Annotated in this window: 23 protein-coding genes; 4 read left to right on the top strand and 19 right to left on the bottom strand. The window is 62.9% G+C overall.

Translation table 11 applies throughout. The features are described from left to right. Positions 1 to 3: 3 nt before the first annotated feature. The 5 genes from AC0GUR_RS20400 to AC0GUR_RS20380 all read right to left on the bottom strand — a co-directional run bounded on the left by AC0GUR_RS20400 (position 4) and on the right by AC0GUR_RS20380 (position 4,433). Positions 4 to 438 carry a hypothetical protein gene (locus tag AC0GUR_RS20400; RefSeq protein ID WP_472879350.1) on the bottom strand — a complete coding sequence of 145 codons (435 nt, stop codon included), beginning with the start codon at positions 436 to 438 and terminating at the stop codon, positions 4 to 6. A 98-nt stretch (positions 439 to 536) separates the two neighbouring features. Beyond that, positions 537 to 1,673, bottom strand: coding sequence for a polysaccharide deacetylase family protein (locus AC0GUR_RS20395; RefSeq protein WP_472879349.1), 1,137 nt, complete (start codon positions 1,671 to 1,673; stop codon positions 537 to 539). A gap of 51 nt (positions 1,674 to 1,724) precedes the next feature. After that, entirely contained in the window at positions 1,725 to 2,906 is a 1,182-nt protein-coding gene (locus AC0GUR_RS20390) for a YfaP family protein (RefSeq protein WP_472879348.1), read from the bottom strand. A 145-nt stretch (positions 2,907 to 3,051) separates the two neighbouring features. Then, a complete protein-coding gene (locus AC0GUR_RS20385) occupies positions 3,052 to 3,996 on the bottom strand; it encodes a serine/threonine protein kinase (RefSeq protein ID WP_472879347.1) in 945 nt (314 codons plus the stop codon). Beyond that, positions 3,993 to 4,433 carry a hotdog fold thioesterase gene (locus AC0GUR_RS20380; protein WP_472879346.1) on the bottom strand — a complete coding sequence of 147 codons (441 nt, stop codon included), beginning with the start codon at positions 4,431 to 4,433 and terminating at the stop codon, positions 3,993 to 3,995. The genes AC0GUR_RS20385 and AC0GUR_RS20380 overlap by 4 nt, the downstream gene beginning before the upstream one ends. 65 nt (positions 4,434 to 4,498) lie before the next feature. Here AC0GUR_RS20380 and AC0GUR_RS20375 point away from each other — a divergent pair, with 65 nt between their 5' ends. Beyond that, complete coding sequence (locus AC0GUR_RS20375) at positions 4,499 to 5,575, top strand: 2Fe-2S iron-sulfur cluster-binding protein (protein ID WP_472879374.1); 1,077 nt, start codon at positions 4,499 to 4,501, stop codon at positions 5,573 to 5,575. Between the two features lie 64 nt (positions 5,576 to 5,639). Here the strand turns inward: AC0GUR_RS20375 and AC0GUR_RS20370 are convergent, their stop codons facing one another. The 3 genes from AC0GUR_RS20370 to AC0GUR_RS20360 all read right to left on the bottom strand — a co-directional run bounded on the left by AC0GUR_RS20370 (position 5,640) and on the right by AC0GUR_RS20360 (position 7,752). Continuing rightward, a complete protein-coding gene (locus AC0GUR_RS20370; protein WP_472879345.1) occupies positions 5,640 to 6,086 on the bottom strand; it encodes a rhodanese-like domain-containing protein in 447 nt (148 codons plus the stop codon). A gap of 719 nt (positions 6,087 to 6,805) precedes the next feature. Beyond that, the gene (locus AC0GUR_RS20365; protein WP_472879344.1) at positions 6,806 to 7,219 is read right to left on the bottom strand and encodes a hypothetical protein; all 414 of its coding nucleotides are present in this window, start codon (positions 7,217 to 7,219) and stop codon (positions 6,806 to 6,808) included. Positions 7,220 to 7,269: 50 nt separating this feature from the next. Continuing rightward, positions 7,270 to 7,752, bottom strand: a complete 483-nt coding sequence (locus tag AC0GUR_RS20360; protein ID WP_472879343.1) for a YiiD C-terminal domain-containing protein — start codon at positions 7,750 to 7,752, stop codon at positions 7,270 to 7,272. A 103-nt stretch (positions 7,753 to 7,855) separates the two neighbouring features. On the opposite strand from AC0GUR_RS20360, the gene AC0GUR_RS20355 reads away from it, so the two are divergent. The 3 genes from AC0GUR_RS20355 to AC0GUR_RS20345 all read left to right on the top strand — a co-directional run bounded on the left by AC0GUR_RS20355 (position 7,856) and on the right by AC0GUR_RS20345 (position 11,076). Next, on the top strand, positions 7,856 to 8,626 hold the full coding sequence (locus AC0GUR_RS20355; protein WP_472879342.1) for a uroporphyrinogen-III synthase: 771 nt from the start codon (positions 7,856 to 7,858) through the stop codon (positions 8,624 to 8,626). 90 nt (positions 8,627 to 8,716) lie between these two features. Next, positions 8,717 to 9,823 carry a uroporphyrinogen-III C-methyltransferase gene (locus tag AC0GUR_RS20350; RefSeq protein ID WP_472879341.1) on the top strand — a complete coding sequence of 369 codons (1,107 nt, stop codon included), beginning with the start codon at positions 8,717 to 8,719 and terminating at the stop codon, positions 9,821 to 9,823. Continuing rightward, the gene (locus AC0GUR_RS20345) at positions 9,820 to 11,076 is read left to right on the top strand and encodes a heme biosynthesis HemY N-terminal domain-containing protein (RefSeq protein ID WP_472879340.1); all 1,257 of its coding nucleotides are present in this window, start codon (positions 9,820 to 9,822) and stop codon (positions 11,074 to 11,076) included. Before AC0GUR_RS20350 ends, AC0GUR_RS20345 begins: the two co-directional genes overlap by 4 nt. Before the next feature lie 284 nt (positions 11,077 to 11,360). On the opposite strand, the gene AC0GUR_RS20340 is transcribed toward AC0GUR_RS20345, so the two are convergent. The 11 genes from AC0GUR_RS20340 to AC0GUR_RS20290 form a co-directional block, all read right to left on the bottom strand. After that, entirely contained in the window at positions 11,361 to 13,073 is a 1,713-nt protein-coding gene (locus AC0GUR_RS20340) for a T6SS phospholipase effector Tle1-like catalytic domain-containing protein (RefSeq protein WP_472879339.1), read from the bottom strand. 28 nt (positions 13,074 to 13,101) lie between these two features. Further along, positions 13,102 to 13,593: a DUF3304 domain-containing protein gene (locus AC0GUR_RS20335; protein ID WP_472879338.1), complete on the bottom strand. Its 492-nt coding sequence runs from the start codon at positions 13,591 to 13,593 to the stop codon at positions 13,102 to 13,104. Positions 13,594 to 13,621: 28 nt separating this feature from the next. Further along, positions 13,622 to 14,110 carry a DUF3304 domain-containing protein gene (locus AC0GUR_RS20330; protein WP_472879337.1) on the bottom strand — a complete coding sequence of 163 codons (489 nt, stop codon included), beginning with the start codon at positions 14,108 to 14,110 and terminating at the stop codon, positions 13,622 to 13,624. A 28-nt stretch (positions 14,111 to 14,138) separates the two neighbouring features. Next, positions 14,139 to 14,630, bottom strand: a complete 492-nt coding sequence (locus tag AC0GUR_RS20325) for a DUF3304 domain-containing protein (RefSeq protein ID WP_472879336.1) — start codon at positions 14,628 to 14,630, stop codon at positions 14,139 to 14,141. 28 nt (positions 14,631 to 14,658) lie between these two features. Next, on the bottom strand, positions 14,659 to 15,147 hold the full coding sequence (locus AC0GUR_RS20320; protein WP_472879335.1) for a DUF3304 domain-containing protein: 489 nt from the start codon (positions 15,145 to 15,147) through the stop codon (positions 14,659 to 14,661). A 28-nt stretch (positions 15,148 to 15,175) separates the two neighbouring features. Further along, positions 15,176 to 16,048: a DUF4123 domain-containing protein gene (locus AC0GUR_RS20315; RefSeq protein ID WP_472879334.1), complete on the bottom strand. Its 873-nt coding sequence runs from the start codon at positions 16,046 to 16,048 to the stop codon at positions 15,176 to 15,178. 317 nt (positions 16,049 to 16,365) lie between these two features. Beyond that, positions 16,366 to 16,722 carry a hypothetical protein gene (locus tag AC0GUR_RS20310; RefSeq protein WP_472879333.1) on the bottom strand — a complete coding sequence of 119 codons (357 nt, stop codon included), beginning with the start codon at positions 16,720 to 16,722 and terminating at the stop codon, positions 16,366 to 16,368. A gap of 78 nt (positions 16,723 to 16,800) precedes the next feature. Next, positions 16,801 to 17,391 carry an FUSC family protein gene (locus AC0GUR_RS20305; RefSeq protein WP_472879332.1) on the bottom strand — a complete coding sequence of 197 codons (591 nt, stop codon included), beginning with the start codon at positions 17,389 to 17,391 and terminating at the stop codon, positions 16,801 to 16,803. Between the two features lie 11 nt (positions 17,392 to 17,402). Beyond that, the gene (gene uvrD / locus AC0GUR_RS20300) at positions 17,403 to 19,604 is read right to left on the bottom strand and encodes a DNA helicase II (protein ID WP_472879331.1); all 2,202 of its coding nucleotides are present in this window, start codon (positions 19,602 to 19,604) and stop codon (positions 17,403 to 17,405) included. 117 nt (positions 19,605 to 19,721) lie between these two features. Beyond that, positions 19,722 to 21,674 (bottom strand): serine hydrolase domain-containing protein, encoded by a 1,953-nt coding sequence (locus AC0GUR_RS20295; RefSeq protein WP_472879330.1) that lies wholly within the window; start codon positions 21,672 to 21,674, stop codon positions 19,722 to 19,724. 124 nt (positions 21,675 to 21,798) lie between these two features. Next, the gene (locus tag AC0GUR_RS20290) at positions 21,799 to 22,971 is read right to left on the bottom strand and encodes an FAD-dependent oxidoreductase (RefSeq protein WP_472879329.1); all 1,173 of its coding nucleotides are present in this window, start codon (positions 22,969 to 22,971) and stop codon (positions 21,799 to 21,801) included. Positions 22,972 to 23,195 lie beyond the last annotated feature (224 nt).

The raw sequence follows: 23,195 nt of genomic DNA, 5'->3' as shown, positions 1-23,195 counted from the left end.
AGCTCAACGGATGCGCAACGCCAGCCAGGACAGCAGCGCCAGCAGGTTGATGCCCAACCTCGATGTCGAGGGCCCTGCCACCGCCAGCAGGAAACCCTCGCTGCCAAAGTGCCAGTCCAACCCAAGGCTCACCGGCAAATGCAGCGTGGCGTAGACATTCACAAAGCCACCCGAATACAACGCATAACTCAGGATCGGCGTCGCGATCAGCGGCAACTGCAGCAACTGCGCCCACCCCGACAGTGATACGCCGCGCTCGCTGCCCTCCAGCAGCAACACGCCCGCCACCATCACGAACACGTACAGCACCAGACCGATCACCGCCACTAGCGAATCGTGTGACCCAAAGGGCAGCAGCCGGCGCAGCATGGCCACCATGCCGAAGAAGCCGCCAGCCACTTCGAGGATGCCGATCAGTCGGAAGAGGAAATTGCGCACGTGCCAGGCCCCGGAGTCCAAAGCCACGAGCTTAGCGGATTGGCCCGTGCTGGAATGAGGCCGGACCGACAGGCGCGGCCGGCCCCGTCATAAAGCGCTCAGCGTGAGGGAAAATCGTGGCAATCGATCCATTGCACATCGGTGCCCTGGGTATGGGACACGAGCCAGGGCACGGCGGTCTGAGCCTTGGCATGGATGTCGTGGAACAGGATCACGCCGTGGCGCCAGAGCAGCATCAGGGTCAGCACGCGCTGCTTGACCTGGTCGGCATCGACCTTGCTGCTCCAGTCCTGTGAGTCGATGTTCCATAACGCCACCCGCAGACCCTGCGCCTGGAAGAAGCTTTCACTGTCGGAGCGACGCTGCCCATAGGGTGGGCGGAACAAGGGTGTGTAGCTGGCCGGCATGGTGTCTTTTACCAGGGCGATACTGCGCTGGATGGAGCCCTGCCAGTCGGGCATCGCGCTATGCGACTTGTGCTCCCAGCCATGTGCGCCGACACACATGCCCGCGTAGCTGGCACTCAGCCTTTCCGCCGACGTCTGCTGAAGCCGCTGCAGCAAGGCGTCACCGAGCAGGAAGAACGTCGCGTTGAGGTGCTGCTCACGCAGCACAGTCAACAGCTTGTCGGTGTTGCCGTCGGCGCGGGTCGGACCATCATCGAAAGTGAGCAGGAAGTGGCGGTCGGCCAGTTCGTTGCCGCTGAGTTCGTGCGGCGTATAAGTATCAATCTCGCTGCTGATCTTGGGAAACAATGAGGCCAGCCGCAGCTGCTCGTTGAGGTAGGTGTGGTGAAAGACGCGCGCCGACTGGAACCATGCGGCGTGCGCATCGCTGGCTGCCACGTCGAAGCCGGCGGCAGCCTTGCGGAAGTCGGCTTCGTTGGCCACCTTCCCGCAGAAAGCCTCTCCTGCACGGCAGCCCACCGAGGCGAGCTGGTAGTTGGCGGCGAGGCGATGCCAATAGGTGGCACGCATGTGGTCGACCGCGGCGCGATCGAGTTCCTTCAGCTTCAGCTCTTCGCGAAGCGCGTCGTCGCTCATCTGCTCGCTCTCGGCGAGCGCGTGACCAAAAGCGAGCAGTTCAGCGCGCGAGGCGCGATCAAAGGATGCCTTCTGGTCGATGTTCTCCGGCCAGAGGCTCCGATCGATGGAAGCGACGGCGCTGGGGCCGGCTGCGTGCAGTGGGGTACTGGCCGCCAGCAGGAGACCCAGCAGGGCTAGCGTATTACGCATAGGAATGTCCCGGCAAAAAAAGCCCCCGTACTCGACGGGGGCTTTGATGAATTACTGGCGACCGCTGACGCGTTCGATGGCCTTGTCGTAGACCGGGTTAGCCCTCTCACGCTTCGCCGCCTGATAGCTTTCCAGTGCACTGCCGAATTGGCTGGCGTCTTCGTACATCCTGCCGATGTTGTAGTAGGAGCTGGCACGCACGGTGGCGGCGGTGGCGCCGCTGGCCAGCGCGATGGCCTTGCGATTGGCCCAGATTGCTTCGGCGCTGCGGCCGGCCTTCTGGTAGGCAAGGCCCAGGTTGCTGTATGCCTGCCCGTAGTTCGGATCCTGCTCGATCGCCTGGCCGTAGAGCGCAATGGCATCGTCGAGCTGGCCGGCGTGATAGGCCTTTTCGCCCGACTGGTTGAGCGAACGGGCACGCGTAGTGTCCACCGGCGCCTGGTTGGCGGCCACGATGCGATTCTGCTCGTTGCTGACTTCACTCAGCGTGCCGAGCACGTCGCCCGCGTCGACCGTCACGCCACGCATGGTGTTGATGTCCTGGAACTCGCCTTCACCAGTGATGCGGAACACCGTCCACAGATTGCCCGGCTGGTTTTGCGGCACGTAGTAAGTGCGCACCAGCGACTCACCCACGTAGACGAACACCTTGGCCTGGCTGGCGGAAAGCGCGGAGGTAGTGGGGCGCTCGCGGTCGGAGTAATCGTGCACGGCGTACACGTAGGTCTCGCCCTGGTGCTTGCGCTCGAGGGTGACGGTCTCCGGGCCATAGCCCTGCGTTTGGTCCACATCGAGCAGTGCGTCGGCGCCGCGCCTGCTGCGCCAGTACACATGGCTCGCCGGATACGCCATGTGCGAGTCCAGGTCCTGGGGCGTGTTGCCCCAGGTCAGCACGACGCGCAAGCCGTCGAGATTGTGCATGACCGGGCTCAGCGCGTAGGTCAGTCCTGCACAGGGGCACTTCGCCACTAGGTTCGAATAGCCGTCCTTCTTGATGATGATCAGCGACGAGCTGTCGGTCAGCTGGGCCGGGTCGAGGCTGGCCTGCCCCTGTGTGTCGGTGACACTGGTGACGGACTGCTCACCGTTTTTCTGAAGGGTAATCGAGGCGCCGGCGATCTTCTGGTCTTTGACCGTGGCGCTGAGCACCTGGACCCGGGAATCGGTGGCGTAGACGGAGCCGGCGGCGAGGAGCGCCAGCGCGAACAAGGGCAAGCGTTTGCCAAATGCCATAACTGCTTCCTGCAATAGTGAGGGCGTAGGGGCGCATCTTAGGCAGAGCCGGCGAACAAACAAGGGGTGAATTGAGGCAAATCGATGGCGATAGCGGAAGGTTCCGTTGGCCGGGTCATCGGCTGATACCCGGCGCGGCGCTGCCTTACAAATCGTCCGCAAGTTCGTGCAGGTCGGTGATGTGCTGCTCCCACCAGCGCGACTCGGCCACGAAGGGGAAGGCCGCGGGGAAGGCAGGGTCGTGCCAGCGGGTGGCGATCCACCCGGCGTAGTGCAGTTGGCGCATGGCACGCAGGGCGGGCACCAGGGCGAGTTCGCCGAAGTCGAATTCGCGGAATTGCTGATAGCCATCGAGCAGGGCATTCATGGCCGCGTCGTCGTTCGCCAGCATCCAGAGGTCCTGCACGGCAGGGCCCGTGCGTGCGTCATCGAGATCGACGAAGTGCGGGCCGGCGTCGGTCCACAGCACGTTGCCGGGGTGACAATCACCGTGCAAACGCAGCTGACGTACGGGGCCCACGGCTTCCATGCGACTTGCAACCGCCTGGTCCAAACGTTCGGCGGCAGCGCGATACGCGGAATGCAATGAGGGCGGCAGCAGCGATGACGCCAGTACGGCGCTCATCGGTTGCTCGATCAGCGTGGCGCGATCGATGCGGCCGCGATGTTGGAACGGTTGCTTTGCGCCGACGTTGTGAATGCGCGCAATAAGGCGTCCAAGCCATTCCAGTTGCTCGGCAGATTCCAGCGAAGGCGCACGACCGCCACGCCGTGGTGTGAGGGCGTAGCGAAAGCCGCCGTGGTGCAGCAGCGTGCGGCCGCCGAACACCAGCGGTGCGACCACGGGTATCTCGTCGGCGGCCAGTTCGAGCGCAAAGGCGTGCTCTTCCAGAATGGCTGCGTCGCTCCAGCGATAGGGGCGATAGAACTTGGCGATGATGGGTGAAGCATCCTCGATGCCCACCTGCCATACGCGGTTTTCGTAACTGTTGAGTGCAAGCAGGCGGCCGTCCGGCCAAAGGCCGCACGCGGTGACGGCGTCGAGAACGCGATCAGGGTCGAGCGCTGCGTACGGGGCTTCGATACTCAACGCGGCGCCACCACGCGAGAGGGAATAACAGCCATGGTGATGCGCGAGATGCACACCAGTTCGCCAGCTTCGGTTTCGATGCGGATTTCCCACACCTGCGTGCTGCGGCCGAGATGCACCACGCGCGCCGTACCGGTCACCGTGCCGCTGCGCACGCCACGGATATGGTTGGCGTTGATATCCAGTCCCACCGCCGCTTCCTGCGAAGGGTCGAGCGTCAGCATGGCCGCCATACTGCCCATCGTCTCCGCCAGTACCACCGAAGCGCCGCCGTGCAGCAGGCCGTAGGGCTGGTGGGTGCGGTGGTCCACCGGCATGGTGCCGCGCAGCCAGTCTTCCCCGACTTCGGTGAAGCGGACGCCCAGCGCCTCGATCATGGTATTGGCGCTCATAGCGTTGAGGCGTTCGAGCGACTGATCCTGCTTCCAAATGGCCATGGCGGTTGATTCTCGCAAAGGGGACCGCATTGTCGTTCGACCGTTGTAGCCGCGACAATGTGTCTGTGTTTACTGTGACTATTCAATCTTCAGGCCGGCAGTTCCCCGTGGCGCCCGGCGAAACTGTGCTGGAAGCCGCGCAGCGGGCCGGTATTGCCCTGCCGTACTCCTGTCGCGCCGGCGTGTGCGGCAGCTGTAAGGCCACGCTGCTGGAAGGCGACTGCATTTATCCACGCAACCCACCGCTGGCACTGAGTGGCACCGCGCCCTCGCAGCACGCCATTTTGCTGTGCCAGGCCGTGCCCTGTGGCGACCTTCGCATCGAAGCGCGTGAGGTGACCTCGGTGGAAGACATCGTGCGCCGCCAGCTCGACGTGGTGGTGTCGCGCAAATGGATGCTGGCGCCGGATGTAGTGGGCCTGCAGCTGAAACCGGCGCCGGGGCAGGCGCGGCTCACCTGGCTGCCGGGTCAATACCTCGACGTACTATTGGACGAGGGGCGGCGGCGCCCGTTCTCCATCGCCAACCATCCCCAGCCGGACGGCACCATCGAGATGCACGTGCGGCACGTGGCTGGCGGCGGTTTTACCTCATGGGTGAGCGACGCGCTGCAGGAAGGCGATGCGCTGCGTATCGAGGGGCCGCTGGGCACTTTTGTGCCGCGCGAAGATTCCGAGCGGCCGATGATCTTCATGGCCGGTGGTACCGGTTTCGCGCCGGTGAAGGCTATCGTGGAACATTTCCTGGCGCTGGGCACCCGACGCCCCATGCGGGTGTACTGGGGCGCGCGCAACATCGCCGACCTCTACCTTCGCGAGATGGCCGAGGGCTGGACGCGCACAGCGCACGACCTGCTGTTTCACGCGGTGATTTCCGACCCCGAACAGGCCGCCAACAGCGGACTGCGCGCCGGCCTGGTGCATGAAGCGGTGCTGGAAGACCAGCCGGATCTCGCAGGCTACGACGTCTACATGAGCGGCCCGCCGGCGATGATCGATGCCGGCCGCAAGCTGTTTATCGACGCGAACCTGCCGGAAGACCGGCTCTACTACGACTCGTTCGACTACGCGCCGGACGTGCTGGCGCAGATCCTGGGCGGTCGCGCAGGCATCTTGGAGCGAGAAGTGAGTGAAGAGGAGTGAGCAGTGAGAGTGGCGGTGCCCGGCTCTCTCTCACTGCTCACTTCTCATTTCTCACTTCTGCTTTTTAGTTCTTGCCCTTGGCTACCGGCAGCTGCGCTTGCTGCCACGCCGCCACGCCACCACCCAGGGTGTAGACCTTGGCGAAGCCGGCCTTGACCAGGCGCTGGGCAGCCTTGTCGCTGGCGCCGCGGCCGTCCTTGTCGATCAGCACCACCGGCAGGTCCTTGGCCTTGGCCAGGTCCTTCTGCTCGGGATCGAACTGGCTGATGGCCACGTGGCGCGAACCCGGCACATGTGCCTTCTCGAAGTCCGCATAGGCGGACAGGTCGACCATCAGCGGGCTTTCGCGGTTGATCAGCAGGGTCAGGCCGGCCGGGGTCAGTTCTTTGTACTTGCGGAACAGCGACATCAGCTGCACCACGATGACGGCGAGCAGCAGGACAAAAAACAGCGCTACCAGCGCGAGATGGTTGCCGATGAACTCAGGCAGCTTGTGCAGGATATCGCTCATTCGAAAGCTTCCGCAGGCGCGGGCAGGGCCCGCGTGGGTTGGAGTGAACGGGGGATTATACGGGGTGGTGGGGTGGCGCGCTGCCGGGGGCTTCGTTCTGGCATCTCGCCGGGTGGCTCGTCACCCGGCGCGGCCCGGACAAGCACGAAGCGCGCAGAACGCCTGCAGGGCGGCACCGAAGAAGCTAGTGCTCGCGAAAGCGTGTATTCCCCTCACCGTCGCATACCCCCTCACCGTCATCCCCGCGAGGCGCTCTTCAACAGCCGACGGCTGGTCAAGTGGGAGGCGCTTTACAACAGCGAAGCTGGTCATCCAGTGACTTTGCTTTCGGCCCTGAACGTGGCGATCCCGCCAGCGTGCCGCCTACGCGGCGGGCGTTTCGATCGTCTGCCGACGCTCGAGTCACTTTTCTTTTGCTGGCCCAAAAGAAAAGTAACCCAAAGAAAACGGCCTTTAGAGCGAGGTTGCCGTAGCGTCGTGTTGAATAAGAGCCTTGGCGCTGATGAAGCCCGGATCGTCACGATCGCACGACACGTGGTACGGCTACACCGCAACGCGCCATCGCGAAGAGGACTTAAGGCGGTCACTCGCCTTGGTGGTTAGGGATCGCGCGACGCACTGCACTTCCCCCTCTCCCCTCCGGGGAGAGGGCTGGGGTGAGGGGCCAATCTAGCCTCGCCATTTAAATGTGCAGGAATGACGCCTTCGATGAGGCGACCTTACTGCCGACTGATATCCGGCAACCCACTCACCAGCCACCAGTGTTTGCTTTCGGTGTCATAGCGCCACTTCTGGTGATCGGTCACGCTGCGCTCGGACTGGGTGTTCACGTTCACCAGGTTGATCTGCACGTCCTGGCTCACTTCAAACTCGCCGTTGTGGGTCGGGCCCTTGCCCTCGTCGTACTCGCTCACTTTGTACTGCTGGTAGCGCGACATCTCCAATGCGGACACGGGATGGGCGTCACGCACCTTGGGGTCGACGAATTGCTGGGCGGCATTGAAGTCGCCCCAGCGCATCGTATGCGCGTAGGAGTTGAGCGTGGTGGTGAGCAAGTCATTGCGCTGGTCGGTGGCGCAGCCGCCGAGCGAAAGCATGGAGAGCGTGACCAGCGAGATCAGGATGCGGCGCATAGAAGTTCCCCTTGACGAGGTTTGCATTGTGCCCAAGGGCCGCGGCGTTTTCATACGGCGTCGGGCGAGCGCTGTTTGGCGACGAATCGGGCGGTCAGCGTGGCGGCCGGTTTCTCGCCCGTGCCCGGCACCTGGCATGCCACCTCGATGCGGGCGCGGCCGCGTGTGGCGAGCGTGTCGAAAAAGGTGGCCCAGTCTGCGCCCTCGCCCAGGCGGGCTTCGCTGATGAAGTCGGTCCAGACCGGTTCGAGATAGCGCACGGTCGACTCGCCCACGAACACGTCGCAGTCCAGTCCGCGCATGCGCAGCTCCAGCTCGACCAGGCCCCAGCCGGTCAGCGTCATGGTGCTCACCAGGCTGCCGCCGAATGCGCATCCCTTGTCGTTGATGTTGGGCCCGAGTGGCGCGGCGATGGAGAGCTGCCGTTCGTCGCAGCTGTACAGGCCCAGATCCATGGTCTGCGCCAGTGGAATTTCGTCGCGCATGAAGGTGACCAGCTTGCGCGCGAGCGTTTGTCGTTCGGTGTTGCTCATCGGTGTGGGGTACGGTTGGGGAATGCGTAGTGTACGCACCCCCGATGCGCAGGACCGTTGCCACCGTCGCCGTTACACTGCTCCCGTTCCCACGGAGAGGCCCATGACCACGCGATCCACGACCACTGCCGGGCCAGCCCTGAACGGCCGTACCGTGGTCATCACGCGCCCGGCGGGCACAGGGTCGCCCTTGGCGCGGCAGGTGCGCCGGCTCGGCGGGGTGCCACTGCTGCTGCCGGGTCTGTCGCTGCATGGCGCTGATCGGCCGGAGGAGATTGCCGACGCCTTGCGGGCCGCCTTGGGGGAAGAGCTGCTGGTGTTCACCAGCCCCGCCGCCGTGCGCTTCGCGGCCCGCCTCGCTCCGCTGCGCACAAAGGCCGTGGTGCTGGCCGTGGGGCAAGGCACCGCTCGTGCCCTGCGTCGCCACGGCGTAGGCGAGCCGCTTGCGCCGGTGCAACGACAGGACAGCGAAGGCCTGCTCGATCACCACGCCTTGGCTAATCTGCAGGGCCGTCGCGTTGCATTGATTGGTGCGCCCGGCGGACGCGGTGTGTTGCGTACCGAACTGGCCGAGCGCGGTGCGCAACTGCGCGAGATCCACGTCTATCGACGCGGCACGCCTCGTTGGCAACGCCATCAGCTTGATGCGCTCGCACAGCTGCCGCCTGATGCGCGTGTGTTGCTGTCCAGTGCCGAGGCCCTCGACAACTTGCGCCAAGGCTTGCCTGCATCGGGCTATGCGCGACTTCATGCGGCCGTGGCCGTGGTGAGCAGCGAGCGGCTGGCCGATGCGGCGCGTGCGGGCGGGTTCAGCAAAGTGGTAGTGGCGGCCTCGGCGTTGTCTACCGATTTGTTGGCTGCCGCAGCACGTTGATCGATAAGCCCAAGCCTGACACCACATAACGCCGCTTCTTCACGTCCGCTTGATGCGAGCCCACCGCCGAGGGCTGTTAGCATGTCGTGCATGAGCCACGACGACTCCATCCCCGATACCGGCGCGTCCACGAACGCGCAACCCGACGCCTCTTCCACCCGCACCGCCCGGCCGGCCCCGGCGGCTCGCCGTGGCAGCGGCACACTGGCGGTCACCCTGCTGCTTTCGCTGGTCGCCGTCGGTGGCGCTGGCTACGTGGGCTGGCGACAGTGGCAGCACGAGCAGGGCAGCGCTGTCGACAGTGCGGACCTCAACGCACTCAAGCAGCGTGTCAGTGGTCTGGAAACGCTGGCCACCTCCAGCGAAAGCGAACGCAATCTGCTGCGTCAGCGCCTGGGTGACGCCGATCAGGTCAATCGCTCGCTGCGCGAAGAACTGCTGAGTCAGGCCGAGCGCACGCGCAACCTTGAAGATGCCGTGGCCAAGCTGTCCGAAAAGACCTTGTCCGGCCACGACGCCATGCTGCTCGATGAAACCGAATCGCTGCTGCGCATGGCCAAAGAGCGCTACGAGCTGTTCCACGATGCGCAAGGCGCGCTGACTGCCTATGGGCTGGCCGACCAGACACTCGCGGCGGTGAACGACGGCGCGTTCTCCGGCCTGCGCCAGAGCATCGGCGCCGAGCGTGAAGCGCTGGCCAAGAGCCAGCCGGTGGGGCTCGACACCACCCTGTCAGCGCTTTCCAATCTGCGTGCCTCCATGATGGAACTGCCGCTCAAGCCGCTCGATGAGCCTTCCGCGACAGGCGAGATAGCCAGCGGCTGGTCGCGTGTCGTCGGGGCATTGAACAACGTGGTGAAGGTGCAACGCACCAACGGCGCACCGTTGTCAGTGGCCGATGCACGTTTCGCCCGTGAACTGGCGGCGATCGATCTGGCCCAGGCCCAGGCGGCCTTGCTGGCCTCGGACCGCGACGCCTACGTTGCGGCGCTCAAGCGCGCCGATGAAGGTATTGCCGCGCAATTCGATGTGAATGCGCCTGCCGTGAAACAGGCGCGCGAACAGCTTGCGACATTGAAGGCGCAGCAGCCGTCCACCCCGGTGCAATTGGGTGCGGCCTTGAACGAGTTGCGCAATCTGCGCGCGGTGCATGCACTTAAACCTGCCAGCAGCACTTCGGCCGGGGCCAAGTCATGAAGCTGTGGCGCTGGTTGCTGTTCTTGGTGATCGTCGCTGCGCTAGCCGCCTTCGGCTGGCATTGGGTGGCGGAAGATCCGGGTTACGTGCTGGTGCAGTTGCGCGGCTGGCAGGCGGAGACCACCGTGGTCGCTGCCGTGGTCATCCTGCTGTTGGCCTGGGCCATCTTCGGAGCCGTGTGGTTTGCCGTGCGCTGGCCGTTTGGTGCGTTGACGCGCCGTCATCGCCGGCTCAGCCGGAAGAAAATGAGCGAAGGCCTGGTTGCGTTGATGGAAGGCCGCCACGGCGACGCCGAACGTGACCTGCACCGCGCCTCTCGCCTGGATGTACTGCGCGGGCCGGCCTTGCTCGCCGCCGCCGAAGCGGCCTCGCGTCGTGGCGAACACAATCGCGCGCTCGCCACACTGGACGAAGCGGGGCAGGTGTCACCACGTGCAGCACGTGTACTGCGCGCACGTGTACTACGACGCGAAGGCAAGTCCGGCGATGCAGTGAACCTGTTGGCCGCGGATGCCGAAAGCGGTCACCTCACGCCGGGCGGTTGGCGCGAACTCGCGCTGGCTGCGCTGGACGCTGGTGACATGCGTCGCGCACGTCAGGCGCTGGAGCCGCTGCAGAAGAGTGGCGCCCTTGGCTCACGCGGTTTTGCTGCACTGGAAGCTCAGGTGCTGTCTGCTTCATTGCGTGCAGCACCTGATGCGGCCGCACTCAACACGCTGTGGTCACAGCTCCCGAAGGCGCAACGTCGCGTGCCGGCCGCCATCGACGCGTATGCGCGCCAGGCTGCCTCGTTCGGCATGGTGCTGCCGGCAATGGACGAAGTGGAATCGGCACTGCGTCGCGAATGGTCGCCGCTGCTGATTGAAACCTACGGCGCACTGGGTGGCGACGATATCGAAGCGCGTCTGCGTCGCGCCGAATCCTGGCTGGATACCCACCCCAATGACGCGAACCTGCTGCTCACGCTGGGCCGCATGTGCGTACGGCTGAGCCTGTGGGGCAAGGCCTCGCAGTACCTGGAGCGTTCACTGGCACTGACGCCCAGCAGCGGTGCCTGGGAAGCGTTGGGTGATGTGTACGCGGGACAAAACGATGCCACGCTCGCCCAGCGCTGCTATCGCAACGCGCTAGCATTGGCACGTGGCGAACCGATTCAGGAGTTGCCGCAGAGTGCGCGTTCCGGGCGGTTGGACACGCGCCCCATTGCGATGGAAGAGCGCAGCGAACACGGTGTACCGCGCCTGCCGGAGTGAGCTCTTAGAACCCATTCCAACTTGGAAAGCTACCAACAGTACCAAGCGTCATTCCCGCGAAGGCGGGAATCCAGTGTCTTTAAGCGCCTAAAATACCAAGGCGCTGGGTTCCCACCTTTGCGGGAATCATGGGCCAAAGGTGGGCTTTGCCGAACTTGGTGGGATCTGGCCACGTAGCCAGTTGAAGTCGCAGGCGCCCCCCGGGGTGGCAGGCGTGCCAATGCGTTGGATGCAGGCCCCGCGTGGCGCCGCGCACCATCGGGGCAACATAACGTCCAGCTTCCTCATGCCGGAGGCGCCACAGCAGCCGAGGCCACCTTCGGCGCCTTGCGTTCATTCTGGAAAACGTTCCGGTAACGCAGATAACCGCCGGTCAAGCGACTCGACTCCACCAGCTCATGCTTGCGGTCGTCGCGAAACCCGGCGCGCGAATCGTGCACGTAATCGTCCAGCAGCCGGCGCACGGCCTCTGGCACATCGCGCGGGCTCTGCACGGCGTCGAGCAACTCACGAGTGGTCGTGTCCACCGGTAGCGTCATGTCGTGATCGGCCAGGGGGTAGTCAGCCATCGAGGGCGTGAGCAGCGGCCGGTGGCTGACGCTTTCCGCCTCAAGACGCAACCGCTGGTGTAGTTCGGTCATCTGCTGCGCGAAATCCTCCTGAGTATCCGCCAGCTCCTTCTGGTCCTTGGCATTCGCGCGCTGGTAAAACGTGCGCGTGTCAAGGTTGCGCCAGCGCTCCAGCAACTCGCCTCGCCATTGCAGGTACTGCCGGGTATGTTGGCGCACCGTGTCCAGCGCAGCCGCCTTGCCGGATGCTGCGCCAATGCCGCAGTCGCGCCAGTAAGCGTTATAGGCTTCGATCAGATCCGGAGGGATGAAGTAGTCGCTCTCCAAGTCTGCACGATCGTTAATCTCCTTGTAGGAGTACAAAGGCACCCCAGCCTTGAACGCCTCGTTGTGCATGTCGTTCAAGGGAATCTGCGACAACTGCGCCTTCTTGCCCTGCTCGGTGGGCAGATAGCCGCCACCCACATCAGAGTGCATGCCGGGGTACACCACCTGACGGACCTTTGCCGCCATCTCCAACGGAAAACAGGCGCGTTGCTCATGCAGTGCCATGTAGTGCACGCACTGTTCCACCGCGTCGGAAATGGACATGTTGCCATCCGCCCACGCCAAATGGCCCTCAATGCCCGGCACCATGTTGGCCAGGCCCACCGAGGCCACCGTGTCAAACAGTCCCATGAAATAGATGCGCAAGGGCACGCCGGCCAGCGCGTAGGTGCCGTCCTTCTGTGTTGTAAGCTGGGTCAGCCAGTGGGCAAACGTGCGTGCCTGCGCTGCACCGCGCGAAAAACCGAACACCGCCACATTGATCTGCGTGATCTGGCGCTGGCTCTTCTTCACGACGGAGGCAAGCGTGGTCTCCCAGTTGCGCAACACCATCTGTCGATAGCTGCCGTCGAATGAAAGCGCACCAACCGATGAACTGATGTTGTTGACAATGGTTTTGGCCTGGTCGTTATTAATCAGCACCGCGCCTTGAGTTGCATACGCATGGACTGCGTTGTAGATGCGCGTAATGCCCCAATTGATACGGTCCGCGCCCATATAGCCGCCAATGTCACCCGCCGGTTTGCCAAGCACATAGCCGCCGTCCAGATCACCAATCTTGTCGAACGGCGTGCCGACACCGGGGACGTAATAGGGGAAGAACCCGTTCTCCGGTTCGGCGATGGCCGCGCGGTAGAGCCGGGCGATGTTGCTGTGTTTGCCGAGGCCTTGCTGGGTCTTCTGGGCGTGGCGCCCGATCCAGTCCATATTGTTGCCGGTGCCATCGAAAAAGAGCGTTGCAAAAACCTGGCCCTGACATTGGGTGGATGCCTTGCTGTGGATGCAGGCCATGGCGTCGGCCCGCATGGATAACTCGCGCGCGGACAGAGGACGATAGCCCTCAGCGGGCAGCGGTTCGGGGAGGTTCAAAGTAAATGGCATAGCGCACTCCTTGCGAAATGATTGGGCGTTACAGCTTGGCCTCGTCGCCCTTCAATGGGTAATTGGGATGACTTAGATAGACGTACATCGTGACGAAGACTTTGACTTCGCCATTGCGGAGAAAGTGGACGGCCAGCACACCGCCGTCCTCAGGGGTGTAGGGCGGTACGACGACAGTGCGTTCTTCCTCCCTGCCCATGGCGATTCCGCCCCAGCGCACCGTCACAGTCATGCCAGGTTTGTAGATGCGAGGGATGACCGCGCAGCAAGCAAAGCCGCCCTGCCCGTGTTCGATAAGGAAACCGCCGCCGCCATGGGCCACGGTGAAGGAGCCGATATCCTGATCGGTGTGGTTGTAGCCCACGACATCAAGCCCCATGGTTTCTTCGCCAGCGTGGCAACTCGACAGCAGCAGACACAGCAGCATGGCGACGAGTACACACACGAGCCGTTGCACGCGCAAAGTGGGGCGATAGCCCTCAGCAAGCAGAGGCTCGGGAAGGCTAAAAGCAAATGGCATAGCGCGCTCCTTGCGAAATAAACGAGCATTACAACTTGGCGTCGTCGCCCTTTAGGGGGTAGTTGGGGTGTCTCGGGTAATACTTGGTTACGAAGACCTTCACATTGCCATTGCGCAGAAAATGAACGGCAAGATGACCACTATCCGCAGGCGTGTAGGGCAGAACGACGACGGTCCGTTCTTCCTCTCTACCCATGGCGATTCCGCCCCAGCGCACGGTCACTGTCATGCCGGGTTTGTAGATACGGGGGATAACTGCGCAGCAGGCAAAACCGCCCTGCCCGTGTTCGATCAGGAAACCACCGCCACCGTTAGCGACGGAGAATCTGCCGATATCCTGATCGGTGTGGTTGTAGCCCACGACATCAAGCCCCATGGTTTCTTCGTCAGCGTGGCAACTCGACAGCAGCAGGCATAGCAGCGTGGCGACGAGTACACGCACGAGCCATGGCACGCGCAACGTGGGGCAATGGCCTTCAGCAGACAGCGGTTCGGGAAGGTTCAGAGTGAATGGCATGACGCACTCCTTGCGAAATAAAAGGGCGTTACAACTTGGCCTCGTCGCCCTTCAATGGGTAATTGGGATGACTTAGAAAGACATACATGGTGACGAAAACCTTGACGTCGCCATTGCGCAGAAAGTGGACGGCCAGCACACCGCCGTCTTCAGGGGTATAGGGCGATACAACGACAGTGCGTTCTTGCGGGTGTTCGCCGGCCTCGTCGGTCCAGCCCACTGTGACGGTCATGCCCGGCTTGTAAATGCGGGGGATGATTGCGCAGCAGGAAGCTCCCTTCTGTTTGTGTTTCATCACAACGCCACCGCCGCCATGAGCCACGGTGAAGGAGCCGATATCCTGATCGGTGTGGTTGTAGCCCACGACATCGAGCCCCATGGTTTCTTCGCCAGCGTGGCAACTCGACAGCAGCAGACATAGCAGCGTGGCGACGAATACACGGACGAGCCATGGCAAGCGCAACGTGGGGCGATAGCCCTCAGCGGGCAGAGGCTCGGGAGGGTTCAGGGGGAATCGCATGACGCACTCCTTGCGAAATAAAAGGGCGTCATAACTTGGCCTCGTCGCCCTTCAGGGGGTAATTGGGATGTCGTAACCCGAACATGGTGACGAAAACCTTGACGTCGCCATTGCGCAGAAAATGGACGGCCAGCACACCGCCGTCTTCAGGGGTATAGGGCGGAACAACGACGGTGCGTTCTTCTTCCCTTCCCATGGCGATTCCGCCCCAGCGCACTGTCACAGTCATGCCAGGTTTGTAGATGCGGGGGATAACTGCACAGCAGGCAAAACCACCCTGCCCGTGTTCGATCAGGAAGCCACCGCCACCGTTAGCGACGGAGAATCTGCCGATATCCTGATCGGTGTGGTTATAGCCCACGACATCGAGCCCCATGGTTTCTTCGCCAGCGTGGCAACTCGACAGCAGCAGACATAGCAGCGTGGCGACAAAGACACGCGTGATCCACTGCACGCGCGCCATGGAGCGGTAGCCCTCAGCAGACAGCGGCTCGGGAGGGTTCAGGGGGAATCGCATGACGCACTCCTTGCGAAAGGATTGAGCATTACGACGCGGCCTCGTCGGCTTCCAGCAGCTGCGTGTCCCAAAGCGGTTTGCCGAGAGTCCATGTACTTTCCGGTAAGGATCGGAACCATTCTGCAAACGACTGTTCATGCGTCAACGAAGGCGAGGCCAGACGCGCAGATACCTTGGGGTCTTCCATGAAGGAACCTGAGGTATGTAGTGCCAACCGGACGAACCTGGATTGGTCGATCCTTTCGCTCAGACCATGCTGTCGCGCTATCTGCCAGTGGGTGTGGACGAAGGGATAGAGCGTGCCATGCGCTACGCGATCCATCTCTTCGCGGAGCGTTTTACGCAGGTCATAGATCAAGGCATCCGGTTCGGTGCCGATAAACAGCTGCTCTGCCTGGTGCTGGTCAAGGCTAAGAGGCGCACCCGCGATTGGCGATGGCCACGCAGACTCGCTCGGCATATCCAGCTCCTGCTCGACGCCAAAGCGATCAATGCTGATCCAGCGCGTAATGTTTCGCGCACAGTAGGCGCGCTGCTCTGGATGCAGCACATCCAGCCACAGGGGCAGGATGCGCGTGTCATACCATCGCATCAGCATGTCTCGGCCATCTGGCATGTTGATCAGGTGGAAAGCCGCAAGCTGCTTCGTGAGCTCATGCAGCGGCAAGGTGGCTTCGAGCTTGCTCACGCATGGTTTCAGTTGCCCGATGCGCGCTGTTTCCGCGATGACTTTTCGGGTGGTCTCGTTCTCGATGCTGACGTCAATCAGCAATGGCGCCAATTCTGGAAATGCTTCTTCGGCATGGCCGCCAAACAAGGAGCCATAGGGTGCGCCCCACTGTTGTAGTCGCTGGTGAAATCTTACGTACTGGCACGAGTCGAAAAGGATGTAGCGAAACATGCTCGGTCACCTCACTCACAATGGTTGCCGGTTGCGCCCTGATGCGGGGTTGCGGCTTCATTAAGTGGCGAGGATAGGTTGCCCGGGTGCGTGGTGATGCAAGCCATTCACCAGGGCGTCAAAGGCCTTCAAGATTTTCAGGTTTGGCCCATAGCGGGAAGCGTGCGTGGCGTCGCGAGGTCAAGCCCGAGCGAGGTGTGCCAAGGAGAGGCGCTGTTCTCGCGATATGGGTCGCGGATATCCACTCGTGCTGGCACCACACGCTCTTGACCGAATGAGTCAGATTCGCTCGTCTGTTGCCTGCCGAATTCGCTCGATCAGCTCGCTGAAATCGCCCAGGTGATGAAACCGGCATTGACTGCGGTGAACACCAATGCGGTGAGAAAGATGATGTCGGCCATCTGCTCCAGCCGATGATTGCGTCGGACGCTGCGTGTACGCAGCGCCCAGTACGACAGCAGGCACGAAGCCAGATAGAGCATCGAATTCACCGCCAGCAGGTCGTCGCCGAGCAGGTCTTCCTTGCGCAGCGAGATCACCACGCGAAGGATGCCGATGACGGTGAGGCACACGCCGACCATGGCGGCCGAGGCAGTGAAGATGTGCACACAGATATCGTGATCCAACCGCGTGCGGGGGCGCTCCGGGGCGTCCTCGAGAGATTGCGCTGTCATAACCATGCCTGATCCAGTGAACCGATGAAAACATGGAGCCCGCGCGTTCGGCGCAGGTTCCCGCAGCCAGAACTTGCGTTAAGCGACGGGACTGTCAACCGGCTCGGCGCGCTGCACCCAGCGGCGTTGCAGGCGTTCGGCCACGCCGACCACGACCAGGGCGCAGGCAATGCCCAGGGCGACCTCGCCGATACGCGTCAACGCGATCAGCCAGAACGGGCCGGTGTGGGGCACCAGCATCACGATGGTGGTGGTGGTGCCGCTGAGGCGTCCGGCGCTACCCACGCCGAGCATCCAGCAGGCGGTGATGGCAGTCACGATGGCCCCGGCGTAAGCACCGTAGTGCTCACCCCAGAGCAGGGCCGTGCCCAGTCCGACCACACCACCCACGGTGGCACCGATGATCTGGTCGCGCGACGAGGCACGTGTGTCGAGATAGCTCTGCTGGGTTACCGCAATGGCGGTCAATACTGCCCAGAACGCCTGCTGGCTATGCAGTAGCAGACCCAGGCCGTAGGCGGCGCTCGCCGCCACCAAGGCAAGCAATGCCTGCCATAGCCCCTTGAGGGTTCGCTGCGTCCACGGCAGCCGTTGATAGAACCAGTCCAGGCGTTGCTCGACGTCGCGCAGGCGCCGGAGGTTGTCGCGTACTGGCTGTCGACGTCTCATGGTGAAGGCGCTTACAACGGCGACAGGTTGGCATAGGCGTAAACCAGCCACTTGCTGCCGCTGCTGGCGAAATTCACCTGGATGCGCATATGCGCACCGCTGCCTTCCGCGCTGACCACGGTGCCTTCGCCGAAGCTGGGGTGACTCACGCGTTGGCCAAGCTTGAGCGGCATGCTTTCTTCCAGCGATATCGACCCGCTGCTGGCGCTCGAACGGCCGCCATACAGCGGGCGACTCACCTGCACGCGCGGACGCACTTCGTCGATCAGCTCAGGCGGAATCTCCGACAAAAAGCGAGACGGGCGCGCCAGCATCTCCACGCCGTGCATGCGTCGCGACTCGGCGTAGGTGATGAACAACCGCTCGCGTGCACGCGTGATGCCCACGTAGGCGAGGCGGCGTTCTTCTTCGAGGCGGCCTTCGTCTTCAACCGAGCGCTGGCTGGGGAACAGCCCTTCTTCCATGCCAACCAGAAACACCACCGGGAACTCCAGGCCCTTGGCGGAATGCAGCGTCATCAGCTGTACACAGTCATCCCACGCTTCGCCCTGACCTTCGCCCGCTTCCAGCGCCGCATGCGAAAGGAAGGCGGCCAGTTCGCTCAGGCCCGCTTCGATATCGTCGGGCGTGAGTTCGAAGCGACTGGCCACATTGACCAGTTCGTCCAGGTTCTCCACGCGCGATTCAGCGTTGCCACGGCTGTCCTTCTCGTAGAAGTCGCGCAGGCCGGTGTGGTTGATGGCGTGGTCGATCTGCTCGGCGAGTGCCAGCGCATCACCGGTATCGGTGCCCGCAAACGAACGCGCCATATCCTCGATCATCACCAGGAACGCCTTCACCGCATTCTTGGCGCGGCCAGCCAATTCCTTGCCGCCGCTCAGTTCATTGAGCGTGGCTTCCCACATGGAACTGTTTTCGGCGCGGGCGCGTCGACGCAGCACATCCAGCGTGCGATCGCCGATGCCGCGCGGCGGCGTGTTCACTGCGCGCTCAAAGGCGGCGTCATCGTGGCGATTAGAAGAAAGGCGCAGATAGGCCAACGCGTCCTTGATTTCCGCGCGGTCGAAGAAGCGTTGGCCGCCATAGACACGGAAGCGGACATCGCGCTGCATCAACTGTTCTTCGAAGTTGCGCGACTGGGCGTTGGATCGATAGAGAATCGCGCAGTCGCGCGCTTCGCCGTGCTCAGAGATGTATTCGCGAATACGCTCGATGACGAAGCGTGCTTCGTCCTGTTCGTTGTACGCGGCATACAGCGCAATGCGCTCGCCTTCGCCGCCATCCGTCCACAGCTGCTTGCCGAGGCGACCGCCGTTGCGGGCGATCACGCTGTTGGCGGCCTTGAGGATGGTGGAGGTGGAGCGGTAGTTCTGCTCCAGTTTGATGGTCTTCGCGCCCGGGAAGTCGCGCAGGAACTGCTGCACGTTCTCCACCTTGGCGCCACGCCAGCCGTAGATGGCCTGGTCGTCGTCGCCCACCACGAACACTTGCCCCGTGTTGCCGGCCAGTACGCGAATCCACGCGTACTGCAGCGTGTTGGTGTCCTGGAATTCGTCGATCAACAGGTAGCGCCAGCGTTCGCGGTAATGCTCAAGCACCAGCGGGTTGTTCAGCCAAAGCTCGTGCGCGCGCAGCAGCAGCTCGGCAAAGTCCACCAGTCCGGCGCGACGGCAGGCGTCTTCGTAGGCCTGGTAGATCTGCACCATCGTGCGCGTCATCGGGTGATCGCGATGCTCGATGTTGTCCGGGCGTTTGCCCTCGTCCTTCCACTGGTTGATCTGCCAGGTGGCCTGACGCGGCGGAAAACGCGCCTCGTCCAGGCCTAGCCCGGTGACCACGCGCTTGATGATGCGCTGCTGGTCGTCCGCATCCAGAATCTGGAAACCCTCAGGCAGGCCAGCCTCGCGCCAGTGCCGGCGCAACAGACGATGGGCGATGCCGTGGAAGGTACCCACGGTGAGGCCTTGCGTGCCGCCCGGGATCAGCTGATCCAGACGCGCACGCATTTCGCCGGCGGCCTTGTTGGTGAAGGTGACGGCGAGAATGGCCCACGGCGGTACGCCCTCGACCTGGGTGAGCCAGCCGATGCGGTGGGTGAGCACACGGGTCTTGCCGGAGCCGGCGCCAGCCAGAACCAGGTAATGGCCGGGAGTAGCGCACACGGCTTCGCGCTGCGCGTCGTTGAGCTTATCGATCAGGTGGGAGACATCCATCCTGCCTATTGTACCGGCCCGGGACCACCGAGGCTTTTACTGTAGGAGCGCACTTGTGCGCGACCGGGGCATACGGGTGTTCCGCGGTCGCGCACAAGTGCGCTCCTACAAGGTGACTCAGAAGTTGGGGTCAAGACTCAACAGATGCCAGCAGATCATGAACGCGATGGCGCCAAGGCAGGCCAGCAGCAGAAGGGCACCGCTGATTCGTCGCCACCAGCTGCCACCACGCCATGCCCGCCAGTTCTCCATCACGACGGCCAGCGTACAGATGACGGCTAGTACACCGATCAGGAAGAGCAGTAGCTGACGCATTTCAAGATGCGTCCCACCTAATCGGGGCAACAGCAGACACCAGCCACCGGCAAACAGCAGATAGAGCACCGCCGTGAGGCGGCTCAGGCGATACCAGCGTTCGTCCTGTTCCGGCAGCACCAGCGAGGCATGGCGACGGCTCAACCATGCCGTGATCGGCCACGACAGCGTGATCAGCGCGAACACGACAAGCAGCAGCACGATGATGCTCTTGATGGTCGCGGGCGATGTGCCGGTGGCGGGCAGAAACACCTCGGTGGGCGACAGGGTGTTGATCGACAGCATCTGTACCTTGCCATCGCGAACGACCGCACCGAGCTGCCGGCCCGTCGCGTCATCGATCCACAGATACGGTTTCACCTCGCGCCAGTGCGCCGTACCGAACATGGGCGTGACCGGCGAACCGTCGGCCGCCATGGTGATGGTGCTTTGCCGGAACAGGTTGCGCAGCGCGAGCACGCTGCTTTGCGAGGTGATGCTGGAACCATAGCGGCCCGTCAGCTGCGCACTATGGACCGTCGCCGTCTTGAGTGTGGGTTGCTTTAGCTGGGGCAGCGGCGGGAAATAGCGGTCGGAAAAATGTTCGAACAAGGGCCGTAAAAGCTGGCTTGCATCGCCGCCCGCCGTGGCGATGAAAATACCGCTGTGATGTTCTGGAAACAGTGCAAGCAGACTGTGGAAACCGTTGAAATTACCGCTCTGGCCAAGAATGGTCTGACCATCGCGGTCCATGCGTGCGTAGCCCAAAGCCATGCCGGGCAGGCTCGGGATGGCGTTGCGATGGTAGTTCTGCATCGCCTGGACGGTGGCCTGCTCAAGCAGCTGTGCATTGCCTGCGCGACCGTATTGCAAGTGGGCGATCATGAGTTGGGCCATGTCCTCGCCGCTGATGGCTAGTCCGAGTGCTGGTGTTGGGAGTACCAGCTTCCTCAAAGGCGTTGCCGCTCCCCCGAGGACAGCATTGGACGCCATGTTCTTCCATAGCGGCGACGACTGGTCAAACGTGGCATGTTGCATGCCGAGTGGTTGGAAAACATGCCGCTCAGCGTATTCGTCGAAGCGTTGTCCCGATGCTCGCTGCACGGCATAACCGGCCAACGCCATGCCGTAAGTGGAGTACGCAGGCACTTCGCCGGGCGAATAGATGCGAGCGGGCGTTCTCACCCAGTGCTTGAGCCAACCTTCGGTGTCCTCCAACTCCTTTGCATTGGTGAGGTACACGCGCCTGATCGCATCCTCGAAACCCGAGGTATTCGTCATGAGATCGCGCAGCGTGATGGGCTTGCCATCGCGCGGCGGAATATTGAAATCCAGGTAGTGGTTGACGTCGGCATCGAGGTCAAGCTTGTTCCGCTCCACCAGCTGCATGACCGCGGTTGACGTCACTAGCCCGGACATCGCTCCCACACGAAACATCGTGACAGCAGGATCGACGGGCTTCTTTGTCTCCGGGTCGGCATAGCCGTAGCCCTTGGAGAACACCACCTCGCCATCCTTCACTACCACCACCACGGCACCGCCCACCGCGCCCTTCTGCAGGACACCGCTCATGTCGGGGCCCAGCCAGGTTTGCAGGTCGGCGGCGCTGAGCTCGGCGGCACCCAGCTGCGCCACCGCCGCGTGTTTGCTTTCGGGTATAGGCGTGATCTGGATCTGTGCCGCCACGTGCAAGGGCAGGGCAGCGAGGAAAGCCAAAGCCAACCAGCGTCGCCACGGGCGGGGCCGCCTTGTCATGGCTGCCGCGACTGCGTTCATGCTGGGACTCCCGTGGCGCCAAATCCGGCTAAGTGAAGCGCCAGTATGCCGCGAACCGATCCCGCGAACGTCTGCGTGATGTCAACGTTCGTCAGCGCGCTTTCAGCTGCGCGCTGCGATGGGCTCAGGCAGATCGCATGTGTGCCATCAGGTCTGCCAGTTCCTGCACCGCAGCTTCGGAGGCTTCGCGATGCGGCGTGGTGTCGGGATTGTTGAAATTGCCGGTATCGCCGATCACCTGCACCATCAGGCCGTCGCTACGCGGCACCATGCTGAAATTCTTCGCACGTAGACCATAGGTGACTTCCGACTGCGGAATCAGTCGCGCCGTCTGGCCGCGCACGGGAATCACCGACTCGTCATTGAACAGAGCGCGCGCGCCATAGCCGGTGGCGTTGACCAGCGTGTGCTCCGGCAGTTTTTGCAGCTCTTCCGCATGCTGGAATTCGCGCACTTCGATCTTGCCGCCTGCCGCCAGATACTCCGCCATCAGCATGTTGGCGTAACTGCTGATGTTGAACATGATGGTGCTGTAGCGTCGTACGTAAGGCTCGGGGAACGGGTGGCTTCCCGGCGCCAACTCGACTGGCCGTGGCGTCAGGTCACGAACGCGGTCGGCGAAATCGCCGTACTCCGGTTCATCGGGCACCTCGCCATGGAAGGTGCCGAACGGTGCGTCGGACAGCGAATAGCCGTCGATCCATTCAATGGGATTGCCTGGCAAGCCCAGCATGCTCTGGTAACGCGCATAGGAAATGCGCGTCATCATTTCCCATCGATCAGCCAGCGCTGGTGCGTGCGCGGCATCGCAGATGCGCGAGTCGGGTGTCCACAGGCCAGAGGCACGCATGGAGAAAACATCTGGCGGCAGGGCTTTGGCGTAGATGCGCACGGCGAGTCCTGCACGCTGCGCCAACAGTGCGGTGGTGAGGCCGATGGCGCCGCAACCGATCACACCTAGCTCGCGTACATCCGTGCCTTGCACCATCTGCAGGGCCAGCGTGCCCGAGCCCCATGACAACGACCAGCCGCTGCCGCCGTGCCCGTAGTTGTGCACGATGGTTTTGTTGCCGAGCTTTTGCGTTTCGATGCGCGGGCCGGCGGCGCGGAAGGGGCGGGTGCAGACGTATACGCCGGTGATGCGGTCGATGCTGGCGCGGATGGGGGCTAGCGTTAGTGCTGAGCGTGATGAGGCTGGTTGAGGTTTTACTTGCTGCCCGGTGCAGGCGGCGAGGCCGGCCGTGGAGGCTACCGCGAGCGTGGCGCCCGCCTGGCGCAGGAATTGGCGTCGTTCCATGGGTGGTGATCCGGGGCAGGGAAGGGGCAGCTTACATGGTTGTTGTTCTTGTGCTGGGGGCTTGCGAGACCGCTGATTTTCCTCGCCGTCACCCCGGCGTAGGCCGGGGTCCAGCGACTTTGCTCTCGGCCTTGAATCTAGCGATCTCGCCAGCGTGCCGCCTACGCAGCGGGCGTTTCGACCTTCTGCCGAAGGCCGAGTCACTTTTCTTTTGCTGGCCCAAA

This window comes from Dyella sp. PARNA 12/25 (assembly GCF_055702865.1).
Note: the sequence above shows the minus strand (reverse complement) of the source record. Positions and strands in the feature narration are given on the sequence as shown.